This is a genomic window from Christensenellaceae bacterium, from assembly GCA_031260975.1.
Lineage (GTDB): Bacteria > Bacillota > Clostridia > Christensenellales > UBA1242 > JAISKJ01.
In genome coordinates this window covers 56158-67051 of the sequence record JAISKJ010000004.1, presented here as the reverse complement: position 1 = coordinate 67051, position 10894 = coordinate 56158, and the positions used below count along the sequence as shown (strand labels likewise).

The 10894-nt window shown below is 38.2% G+C and carries 2 protein-coding genes; both read right to left on the bottom strand.

Going from position 1 to position 10894, the window contains the following annotated elements; translation table 11 throughout:
* Nucleotides 1-5188, bottom strand: a 5188-nt coding sequence (locus LBN07_04630; protein ID MDR0850732.1) for an RHS repeat-associated core domain-containing protein, incomplete at its 3' end; no start/stop codon positions are given.
* Between the two features lie 166 nt (nucleotides 5189-5354).
* Entirely contained in the window at nucleotides 5355-10859 is a 5505-nt protein-coding gene (locus LBN07_04625; protein ID MDR0850731.1) for a hypothetical protein, read from the bottom strand.
* Between the last annotated feature and the right edge of the window lie 35 nt (nucleotides 10860-10894).

The following is a 10894-nucleotide window of genomic DNA, read 5'->3' as shown; positions in this document are numbered from 1 at the left end:
CAGCTGTGGCTTTTATACCGTCCCACACTCCGCTGAAATAATCTGCAAAAGGCCCATACCCCGTAGAATCAGTATACATCACAGGGTTATTCAGACAATACGCATACAGATTAGCTCCAAAGGTCATTCCGGCATTACTATACAATGCACTGGGCTCATCGGCGTTAATGAATCTTCCTATGCTTGGGTCGTAGTAACGTGATTGCAGATAGTAAAAGCCTGTTTCATTGTCATAATAATAACTGCGGTATCTGAAGGGGTTTTGGTTCATTATGTTGTTTGTGTCGGTAGGAAGCACTATGTTACCGCTGCCGTCTTTGATAGCCAGAATCTTTCCCCACGCATCATATTCGTAGCTGCCCATCTTCACGCCGTCACTCACGCGGTAGATGCCGATTATGTCTCCAAATATATTCTTTTCATAGATATAGTCAACACTGCCGATGAGGGGACTGTAATTAAAACCATAAATGCCGGTTTGGTCATAGAGAAACCATCGTGAATTGCCAAATCCAGCACTCTCACACAATAATCTGTTACCTTCCCAGAAGTAAAGATTATTATTAAATATCCCTGTAGTTTTTCGTATACGCAAGCCGTTGTGGTCATACTGATATGCTGCCGAACTGTTGCCTGTGGTCACTGATGCCAGCTCCCGGCCGTTCTGCCATGTCATTGTCTTATCCATATAGCTGGTGGGATTACCGGCGGCGTCATAAACTACAGGAATAACACTTGACCAGCCGCTGGTAGTCCAAACCTTATACGAGGTGAGCAGGTCCTTCCAAGGATTGTCATAATAGTATAAAGTTTGTGTTACCCAGTTCCAGCTCAAATCATATTCGTCTTTCTGCGTTATATTTCCGCCGTTGTTATAAGTGTAGTTATATATTCTGTTTGCCGGCACATTATACTCTCTAATCAGTCTGTCATACTTGTCATAATAATACCACATCAGATAATTGCCGTCGCTGTCACATACACTCTCAATATTGCCTGTGCGGTGATAAGTATATGTATATCCGTTTTTCCAAATATTATTAATGCTAAAGTCGCTGGCTTGTACCATGTTGCTTGTCACAGAACTTGCAAGAGGGCAATACTCATAGGAATGAGTATAATTTCTTCCGTTAAACAATATGTTTGCAGAAGTTATCCTGTAGTTTGGACCATAGCCATAGGTTATGCTTGTATTGATTTTGTTAATACCGCCGAGTGTGCCGTTAGCGTTGTAGTTATACTCGGCTTTATCCCTAAGTACATTGAGGTAATAATACTCTTCCTTAGTTGGATAACCTGTGTCGCCAGCAGCAAAATAACGGGCTTCCATGTTGTAAGTATTAACAACATTATAGCCAAAAACCTGCCCGCTTACCTGTGAATTTGGTGTATAATTATAGGTATAATTAACTCCATTCACATTGCTCGCCGAAGTCAGCCAACCCACGTTATTATAGCCAAACGTTGCAATAGGATTATTGCTTCGATCTGTCATGTTGTCTAAATAGCCGTTGGTATCATAATTATACTTAATACCTTGCCCGTTGGCATAGTTAACTAAATCTTGAGTCTGAGAATAATTATAATCCACAAGCTGTTGATTGGCTACACTGATGCTTTCAATATTCTTATTGCTATCATAAGTAAAAATACTATTAAACCCGTTATGATTTATAATCTGCAGCCCACCAAAATTAGTGTAATCAAAACTTGTTGCTATGCCACCTATTAACTGTCCGCTGTTGCTGTCAAAAGTTCCGCCGGTATTGGTGGACTTCAAAAGTCCACTACCCTGATAATATTTATCTGTCACGCTTATATCAGTACTGCCGCCATAAATCGTATCAATACCAAAAACTTTGGTGGTTACTGTGCCATCATCATTATAGACGTAGTCGGTTTGAACACCATTTCCATCCATTGCATTAATTACTCGGCCAAAAGCATCATAATAATAGCCGGATATGATACAATCGCTAGTTAATGAACTATATGTTACTATTGATTCAAGATTGTTATTACCGTCATAACCATACTCAATTTTGCTCCGCTGAACACCATTTATTTTTTCGGTAATTCTTAGTATAACCCCGGGGTATTCAGGATGTAAAACATCCGGAGCATCATATACATATGTAAAAATTGAAATAGTCCCATCTGAAGCGTTATATTTACCAATACTTTCTAATTGTTTATCTGAATTATATTTGGGTGACATATCTTGTGTTTGAAGAGTGCTGGGTTGGTTAGGCAGACGGACAAGGCGCAGATCTCTGACTTCTTCCATGTCTTCGCAAAGCATCGCTAGTGCCGTCACATTGGTCAAATTCTTAAACACAATTGTGCCAAACTGCCAGCCTGAAAGATTTTTATTAAATGTATAAGATAAAGTTTTAAGATTCACACCTCCATTTCGTGCCGTTGCCGTGATTTCAGGAGTATATGCGTTTGGAGATATTTTTACCCATAATGAAAGTATATAACTGTTTGTTCCACTGCCACCCATAACAGGTCTTGTAGTTGTTGAGTTATAAGTTAATATATTATCAATCGGCACTGCATCTCTCGTAGTGCCATAAGTATCAATAAAACTAAAATAGTCAAATTCGTTGGATTCAGCATTAAGCGGTGTCATTTGAAAACCGTCCATTTCATAGGCATAATCGGCAATAACATCGTTGTTAGAAAACGAAACATGCCGATAAACATTATCCTCATTTAAAACAACACTTTTCGAAACACCCCTGCCATCTTCATAATAGCCGTTGGGGACATGATCATAATATAATAAGCCGACATTCCTATCAATTTTAATTGCATTGTCCATATAATATGTATAAATATTACTTATCTTTCCTGATGTATAAGTATAAATCAAATCATAAGGATTATTAGTTTCCAATCCTATATGCGTTAGCATAGTGCCCGTGTTGTCTCCATAACCAAAGTATGTTCTGTAAAAACTACCTAAATCTATATGCTTGTCTGCATAATATAAATAATAACTGCCAGACCACATTTCACCGTCATACAATGACACAATTACGTTGTCGGCTCTCCTGATTTCACTTAGACAGTTATCGCTGTTATAATAAAAGTTTAATATTGTTCTGTTATTAGTGACACTCAATATTTTAGGACTATTTGAAGTTTCCAAATTAATCTGAAGCATTAAAGCTTGTTTTGGGTTTTCATATGTTGAAGGATACTGATGAACTTGAGTTAAATAGCCACCGCTTGTAAATATCATAGAATTACCAAATCTGTCTATGGCAAAGATATAACCGCTCTTTTGATATATTTTCAGTCCAAGTTCGGAATTGTATGGGTTTATTTCATTTGTAAAATAATATTTTTTGCCCATCGCGTCTGTATAACAATAAAACTGATTATTCTCTTTAATGAGTGTTTGCTGAAGATTAAGCTTAAAGCCATGGGCAATATTAAATGCATCTCCAAAATTCTCATCATAAATGTGGCTTACATCAATGGGCATATAGCCATCTTCTATAACAACATCTTCATAAAAATAATTCATTTTGCCGGTATAAAGATTTACAATACCCTGGCCGCTGGCACCCATATCTTGAGATATATTATAATCAGCGCTTGGTTCTGTATAATAAATTGTTAATATCGGATTCGAAAAAGTTGTATCTTTTTCGTTTTTATCTCTTATAGATATTACTGCCTTGTCTAAATAGTCTATAAGATAAGTGGTAACATTAATAGATAATTTTTTAGTAGAATTGTTTTGAGGAGTATATGGCAAAGCATATAGAATGGGGTCATTTTTGCTAAAAGCAATATTCGACTTTATCATTGGTTCAAAATTTGTACTGTTAATGTTGTCATAACTGATTGTTAAATCTGCAGACAGAACTATTTTGCCCCCAATATCCTCCGCGATGTTCTGCGTTCCTAAATTTACATATGCATAATAATAGTAAGTTTTAATTCCTAAAAACCTATGCCATTCTGCTTTAAAAGCAGGTTCAATATTTGAGTTTATGTCGTGGTGCTGCCCTACTACCATATTTGACTGTGTTTTTGTAATTATTGTGGGATCAATCACCACCGGAAAAGAACAGCTCGCAAAAAATTCTTCATCAGCTATTACTGTTAAAAAGCAGTTGCCAAATTGGTTATATTCCATTTGATATTCAACACTGTCACTATAAATACCTGCAGCGTCAATCATATACCCTTTGGGAATAATATATACAAGCTCACCTTTTTGATTTGTGATTAAAATGTCACCATTGCTGGCTTTATGAGGCACAAGGTCTTCAAGACCCATTTCAAATTTAAATATATATTGGTTCAGCGGAGCATTTATAATAATATTTTCTTTAAGACTCTTTCCTTCAATAATGTATTGAATGTCAACATCGTCAATTATGTTTTTGTATAAAACTGCGGAGTTGTGATTGGCAAATGTATTTGTCAGAGTGTTTTTTAGGTTGTCACTTTTTATGTTGAGGCTATCTAATGCATCCAAATTATTTATGTTATATTCAAGAGCCCGAGTCCTTACCAAATTGCTTTGGTCCTTGTTCAAATTCTTTTGCGTTTCATTGCCGTTTCCCCAATCTCCCACAAGCGAATTCTTTCCGCTTCCCACCAATTGAGTATTTTTACGGCTGTCATAAACATAAATATTTGTACTGTCTTTTCGTTGTGTTTCTGTTAAGATGGGCATCATAGAAATGCCGCCGTATTCGTCACTTATATTTACCAAATTTTCACGGCTACCGTCACTAAAGCTGACTTTAAATGAATTGGAGGCATTTTCAAGACTTTCATTTAGTTTGTTGTCAATATCCAAATATTTATCGTCATATAAGTAGTGCACCGGCACACCATATTCCTGCATTACAAAGGTGCCGTCCACTTGGATAAAAGTCTTTGAAGTTTCTGTCCTTTTTGAAATATCTTCGCCTATTATTTCGGTGGTATCATATTCTGGCTCATCAAAAAGTTCCCGAGAAATAAAAGAATCGTCTCTGTCCGTACGATTTCCGCTTAAATTAATTGGTGCATTTGCCAATGAATTAACCGAATTTTCCCGAATATGACTTACAACTGCTTGTGTTGTTTGAAATGTAGCCAAAAATGTAAAAGCAATAATCAACAACAGTGCGATAGAGATGATTAAACCGCTTTTCTGAATTTTTTCAGTTTTCATTTTAATCCCTCCCTAAATCTATAGTTTAATTATACAAAATACTAACCTAATGTGTCAAAACAAATTGGATAAATTCGGAAAAAAGAAAAAACAGACGGTTTTACCGTCCGTTTTATTTTTAAAGTATTTAGCCCGATTTATCCAAGTATTTAGTTTGACTTAGGATTTAGTCTCCCTTTTTGAGGTCGGCTATGACGCCTCCGATGTTAAATCGTTGTTCATATTCTCTGGCTTTTGCTTCGGCTGCTATACGTTGTTTGTTAATACGTCTTGATCTTAAAACCAACAACAATATTACAACAAATGCAATCAACAAAACTGCAAGTCCGCCTCCAACTCCACCTAAAATTGCAGGTGATATTTGGGTTGACACATCAGCAGTAAGCACAACATCCGGGTTGGTCAGTGCTCCAATTGCAATTATGAACTCCGGAGTAACATCAATGGTTACTGTATTACCATTTTGTACTGCACCAAGCTGCGTCAATGTCTTTCCGTTAATCTTTATGTCCGTTATAGAGTAAGCTGAGTTGGGTTCAAAAGCAAATGTTATCACAGAACCAAGCTCAAATGTTCTGGCGTAACTCTCATTAAGAATGGCATTTCCGTTGCCGGTTTGTTTTATTTCAAGTGTATATTGGTTTAGAAGGAATACAAATGAAAGCTGTCTGGGTGAAGTAATAACCACGGCGCTGTCGGTTCTTTCAGCTTCACTTATACCAATTACGTCATTAAAAGTACTGAACTGTCCCTGAGTGTATACATAACTGATTATTGTTCCATAGTCTAAAACAAACTTATAATCATCAATTCCTTGTATGCCGGCGGGGTCACCTGCAAATGACAAAGCAAAACTATTGCCTATACCATCGGCGTATTCATAAGTTCCGGCCGTTCGTGCAAACGAAGATGCTGACAAGTCTACTTCATAAGTATTTGCTACAAAAAGCCAAACTTGACAGTTGCCGTTTATATCCACAAAGTCTCTGAAGAAGTTGTCATTTATTGTAAGATTATATGAATAGTTGTTGCCGGAATTAAGTCCAAAGTTATATAAAGTGTCACTGTTTGGATATTTTATTCCCAAGCTGATAAAACGATAGTCTGTGCCCAATATTGCATTGTTTAGCGTAAAGCTAACATTGTAATCAAATGCCATCAGGTGCGCTTTCAAATCAGAGCCAAGATTACCTATCGCTACAACACTTGTTATTAATCCGCCCTCCAGACCAAATGACTCATGAGCCTTTTGGGTATAAAGCTTTATTGTTGCAGGTCTGGGTTTAAGGGTTACATCAACGGTCCTGAATGTGTTAAGTGCAATGAACAATGCATTGCTTGCAAAGTCGTTTCGGCTTGTTGCAACAACGCCGTCTATCTCATTGATTTCCAGTCTGGTGTCAGGAGAAAATTCTACGCGAAGAAGTGTGTTTTCATCAATGATTACTTCTCCATGACTGTTGAACTGCCCCAACGAAATCGACCCATTAAAAATTTCAAACAAGTTGTTATAGACCGAATTGTCATAGTCAGGTCTATACATATCTACAACCACTTGCACCTGACGCTGATATATTGCAACAACTACAAATGTAGTGTCACCTCCTGCAGTTTGCAGGTTTCTTTTAATGAGAGCCGGATTAAAGCTGCTAATAAGCAATGCGCTTGTGTCAACTGCTACGGTTATGCCGTTTGCATCTATATATTCCCAGCGGACAAATTGATAATAACACTGTGCGCTAGTATCTTCATAGAAATCCGAAACCTTAAGGTCAACATTGCTTGCACTCACAAATGCCGCCTGTTCAAGTGCTTCGCCGTAGCTTTCTATAAGTCCGCTATTATCCAGCTCAACCCTTAAATTTCCTGAGGTAAACATAAATGTCCGTATGTTTATATCATATTTTTTAGGAGTTAACTCAAAGGTAATGCTATAAATTTCATCTACTACTTGAATAGACACAACCGATGAATATATGTCATTGGTGACAGGCACATAGCAGTCCGCTACGCCGTCAATAACAAACTGTCCAAATTCATAGATTGCGCTGTCATAAAAAGCCGTAAGAGTAATAACAGAGTCTTCAAGCACATTAACAGTGTCGTCAGAGGTAAAGGTTTCCCAATTTACACCTATCTCGTTTCCTTCTCCGGCGGGCAGTACGATGTCAATACCATAAATCGCATCGGCCGCAACGGTTGCTGTTATCTCAAAATAATAACTTCCAAGCGAGCCTTTTGCATACTTTGTTATAAACAAATCCGTAAGACTCAAGTTGTAAGAGAAAATCTCTGTGTTGGCCGAAGGAAGGTTGTTGTTTTCAGTAAAGTATTGAACATAAAACTCTTCATATTCGCCCGTAAGTTTGTTTTCTGCTGACCATATAATAGCGGTATAAGTCATAGCAGTTCCGGTGTTGTTTGTATACCCAACCTCAAGATTTATGATGTCACCTATTACTGCTGAAGAAACCGGTGTAAAAACATAATCTGCTTTAGATTCAAAGTTTATTACAAACTCAGTATCTATAATATCAGCAAACAACATAAACATCGGGAGAGCATTTGTTCGCATTAAACCGACGGTAGCATATGTGTTGTAGGCTGCAGACGATGGTCCGTTATACAAAAACCATTGTTCAATACTCTTTCCTGTTTGCGGATTTTGAAATTCATTTATTGTAAAACTAATAGCTTCACTTCCCGCCATTTGATTTGCGTTTAATCTTTTTATTGAAACATTCGGTGCATATCCTTGTTCAGCATTACTTCGGTCATAGGCCAAAATCTGGAACGGATAGCTTGCGTTAGTCAGCTGCGGAACTTTGCTTGAAGTGTCCCAGCCTGCCGTGTTTAATTCTGTGTCTACGTCAGCAAAAGATTCAAACATCACATTATTGGTCCAATTTTTTGCAACATCATTATAAAGTCTTTCACGCTGAATAGCAGCGTTAGTTCCGTTGTTATATCCATAGTCGTCCCTTATTGTAAGAGCGTCATATGTTATACCCAGCTCGTTTGCAAAATAATATGTAGAAGGACGTCCGGCAACATATCTAAATTCTGTAAGGTTTGTAACCTCGGTGACAGTCCCTGTGTTATATGTTGTGCCAATTTCTCTGACACCGGCTGAATATCCCCAAACATCTGCATCAAAGCACGCATCTTCGCTATAAAAGTTGTCACTGATTATAATTCTTTCAAGAAAGTCGTCAAGTGCAACTTGGTCATAAGCATAAGCATCTGTAAACATATATGGGTTCAAAAGCAACCTGCCGAAAATAGCCCCATAATACATTGTGCCTACCGCAACTTCACTAAACTCGTCTGTTAACTTATAAGAATAATCTTGCTGAACCACATAAAAATATGGTTTTCCGGCACTTATACAATTGGTTACTTCAACATGTCTTCCGTTGATATCATCGTTATACGTAACACCCAACGCACTCGTCCACTCTCTTTCATAGTTCAATGAATTCCAATAGGTCGCAAACATACCGCCAATAACTGAAGTAACATTGTTGGCTGCCTTTATAAGATTTCCGTAGTTGGCACAGTTGGTTATTATAAGCGGTCTCAGCATGTTATACATAGAATAATTCGGGTTGGCACTTGTCGGCACATAGTTTGGAGTATAATCAAAACCAAGTGCAATACCGCCGACGAAGTTCCCCATAACATTTCCGTAGTTAATACAATTTGTAAAGCCTTCGGCCATACCAATACCTGCAGAATAAATGTTGGAAGTGGTTGTTGTGGTAATATTACTGAAGTTATAGCAATTTGTTATATTAGTTACCGGTACGTCGCCGATATAATAATCATAGTCTCCCTCATGTCCCGCTTCAAAGTAGTGCCTCCCATAAGGCTTATCAAGTGAAGCAAGTCCGGTAGGACCATAAATTGTGTTCTTGCCTAGGGTGCTTCCTATTCCGTATGCATAAACATAATATTTCTCATTGCGTGCTTCAATGTTTCCGGATCCTACAACACAATCCTCAATAATGGTTGCAAAGCCGATGTTAATTCCGCTTGCATAAGAAACAACTGAGCCTGACTGTTTATAGTTGCGGCTTATTACATCTGTATTTTCTGTATAACATCGTCTGATTCTTGCATCTATATACTCGCTGTTTACATAAAACATACCGCTTGCAGATGTGGTTGTGGCTTGCGTAACAACACTGATGGTGCTGCCTAGCACGGTGTTATCCGTCATCTCTATCACTTTGGTTTGTGCATTAGCAGTAAATGCCACATAAAGCATACCAACTGCCAAACATTCGGTTGTTGCCGGATTGTTGTCTATCTTTACGCTTACAAGTGAGTTTTTCAATGTATTGCCGACAAAACTCATTTGAGTATTGGCAGTACTGTAACCAATACCGTAAGCATGACCATAATTATAAGAATTGCCGTTAGAAAGGATTGGCGCGCTGTCAACTGTTACGCTCATCTTTGAATCTTCAACAGTATTGTCAAAGAACCCGCCTTCAAACACAAAAGTATTTTCCAAAGCATAGTCTCTGTTTCCAAAAGGTGCTTCCTGAGCATAGGCTGTTGCAACCAGCAGCGAACCTATTCCCACTGCATAAGCAACATACCCATGATTAACAATTTCTATACTGCATCTGGCTACCGTATTACCAATAAATTCCGAAGCCTGACCAATACCTCTTGCGTATGCAGTCGTAGTGGTTAATACCGGAACATAAACGAAAGTAGTGTCAGACACGCTGCAATCTTTAATAACTGCTGCATATGATGCAATTCCGTTTACACCATAACCGGCACTCCCGCGAACTACACTGTTTTCAACATTGATGTTTACAAAAACAGCATCATAGTTTGCAGTATTCTGGCTTATAATCGCAGCCGAATCCACAGTCGCACCTTCAGAGATATACGCGTTTGTTATAGTCAAATCCTTAACCTGCGCCTTTGGTGTAAGCCTTCCGAATATTGACGGATAAGCCAGCTGTGACGATGCATTATATGATTGCTTTACATAGGCATTACTTATAGTAAAGCCATTTCCGTCAAAATAAATTCTATTGTAATATACAGTGGAACTTACTGTATATGATTCAGCTGTTGCATATACAAAATGCGGCGGAACCCACCTTTTGCCTGCAAGGTCCAAATCGGCACCAAGCTGAAAATATGGCGCTGCGGCATAAGCATCTCTATAGTTGGTCGTATTGCCAACCAAAGAAAGATATCTTGCCCAAAAAGCAAATTCCCGTTCAGTTGATATAATCCATGGATTTGTAGCAGTTTGACCCCTTGTTGACAAATTCGTTGAATTTGCCGCATTAAGACGATAGTCCCCTATCAATGGGTCGGAATTTACATTTATATTGAAATGCGCAAATGTGGTCATACCAATAGTTGCGTAATAATCAATCCATGTATCAGTCCATGTAGTGGGCTCAGAAAGCGTGGCCCCCACCGAAGCCGGCTCCTTAAAGCCTGTTCCTTCAGTATAGTTGGTTTCCCGTCCGCTAAAAGCCTCTTGCTCAACCGATGTTGATGAGACCTTACTTACTGGTTCACGATTATCTCTGATTCCGTTCCCCAAATTAAGTAAAAAAATTCCGGCTATCATTGGCAGCATAATGACTGCGCAAATCAAGCTTTTTCCTAAAGCACTAAGTTGTTTTTTCATTAGTACTCCTCCTTAATGACTGATAATACCAATTT

What these genes read in the sequence shown, in the direction of transcription:
- LBN07_04625 (MDR0850731.1), bottom strand. Translation starts at nt 10,859, where the DNA reads ATGAAAAAACAACTTAGTGCTTTAGGAAAAAGCTTGATTTGCGCAGTC.